Consider the following 1,858-nt stretch of genomic DNA (forward strand, 5'->3'; position numbering starts at 1 on the left):
GTCTAAAAATGTAATGTCGAAGATGGAATTCGACCCCGCAGACGCGGGGTTCACGGTGGCTCTCATGGTCGCCGGATTCATTCAGACGGGCATCGCAACCTTCCAACTATTCGATATCAATTTCACCGACGTGATTTTCTCGTCGGGGAATATCGAAATCACGCTTGCGTACGCGGTATCTGTCGGCGCGTTCGCGGGCATCATCATCACGAACGAGAACACCGACCTATCGTCTCTCAAAGACGATGCGGAGAAGCTTGACGACTACTATATGTGGTCGATTTTCGGCACGGTCGGGGTGTTCGCTGCGTGGCTGTTGGTCGGTGACGTTTCCTCATTCTTCCAGAGTAGCGACCTCTGGGGCTTGGTCTACGTCGGCATCACGAGCACGGCCGGGTTCGCTGCGGGGTGGATGCTCTAATGGTGGACCTTGACCTTGACCTAGAGACGGTCGCCACACTTGGCGCGTCGGTTGGTGCTCTCGACGCCGGACTATCCGCGGGCGCAGACATCACGATTTTATCCGACCTGCTTGGTGGCAGTCTTGAAATAGGGCTGATTGTGGTTGGTGCAGCCGGTGGGTCTCTCATCGCAGACCGGCTCGGACTCGTTGAGGTGTTTGATTCGTGACTCTCGTTCGGAGGGTCATGGTTATGCTGCTCGTTGGAATCGTCATCACGACCGCCGCCACGAGCGGCGTGGTTCCAGGGTCATCTCCGGTCGGACACGCATCTGCGGAGATGGTCAACTGCGATGGTTCGGCGTCAAACTACCTCGGTGGTGCGTGGTTCAATACGATTCTCGGCAATACCGAGGGTTGTCATTGGTCAGACAACACCGACTATGAGAATCTCACCGCCACAAATGCGTATTCAAGCGCTCTTGCCCTGAAAGACGCAACCGACTCGTACACCACGACGACGCAGAACTTCATGGCTAATGCTCGAACGGTCGCCATGTCAAAGGCTAAAATAACGATGGTGAACGAGCTAAATAACGGTGCATCCCGGTCACAGGCTAAATCCGCGGTGAACCAAACGGTTCGAGACTACTACTCTCGGGTTCAGGTTCGGATTCTCTCAGATTGGGACGCTAAAGTCACTCAAATAGCTAGTCTAGATAACCAATCCGACCAAACAATTGGATACTACTACCAAAATGAGAGGAATGGAGAATGGTACTCTGGTGGTGAAACGCTTGGAACAAACACGATTCAATTCGAGTTAGTCAATGGAACATCTGTCGATACTGAAGAAATCTCTCTGAGGACTCTCCCATCCGGCTCCCGTTTCCATCCGGGGGGGTCGTCAGACCCACCAAAAGCATCTCCTATCCGGGTTGTTGCCGTCGAACCAAACTCGTCCGAGGAGACACGAATCTTCGAGTCACAGGATTATGGGTCGCTCGGCTCTTGGGCGAACGACCAGAACGACACCTATCTGCTCGACGAAACCCAAGAGCAGACCCAACAAGTGCTTGCGAATATGGACCCCTACGTTGATGAGGTGTCCAGCCAGTACCAAGCAGGCGAAATAAACTCGTCAGACCTTGCGATGATGGACCCATCCACTATCGGGGCTGAGGCATCCACATCTCTCAAAAAGTCTGGATACTACGGTCAGGGCGCGGCCATGCTCGCGTCAACCGGTGCTTCCGGGGATATCAATGCATCGCACACTATTGCAGTCGGAGACGGCTCGGGCAATCCGACGGTGCTTAATGGAACATTGTTCTACACCGGAGATGACGCATCTGGTGGCTGGGATACTGGTCAGACATACCGATTTTCAGATTATAATGGAACCTTCTACATGGCTGTTCAAGATGGGGCCAACGGCACGATTGTTGACCTCTCCAC

Annotated in this window: 3 protein-coding genes; all 3 read left to right on the forward strand. The window is 53.7% G+C overall.

Features of this window, described 5'->3' with window-relative positions:
- Positions 1 to 421, forward strand: a 421-nt coding sequence (locus C486_RS16635; protein ID WP_008458164.1) for a hypothetical protein, incomplete at its 5' end; no start/stop codon positions are given.
- Entirely contained in the window at positions 421 to 630 is a 210-nt protein-coding gene (locus C486_RS16640) for a hypothetical protein (protein ID WP_004052064.1), read from the forward strand. The genes C486_RS16635 and C486_RS16640, both read left to right, overlap by 1 nt.
- A 23-nt stretch (positions 631 to 653) precedes the next feature.
- Positions 654 to 1,858, forward strand: a 1,205-nt coding sequence (locus C486_RS16645; RefSeq protein ID WP_241432539.1) for a hypothetical protein, incomplete at its 3' end; no start/stop codon positions are given.

Source organism: Natrinema gari JCM 14663 (assembly GCF_000337175.1).
GTDB classification, from domain to species: domain Archaea; phylum Halobacteriota; class Halobacteria; order Halobacteriales; family Natrialbaceae; genus Natrinema; species Natrinema gari.

Bases quoted from the DNA above. Each gene is read 5' to 3' on its own strand.
- C486_RS16640 (WP_004052064.1), top strand. From the start codon at position 421: ATGGTGGACCTTGACCTTGACCTAGAGACGGTCGCCACACTTGGCGCG.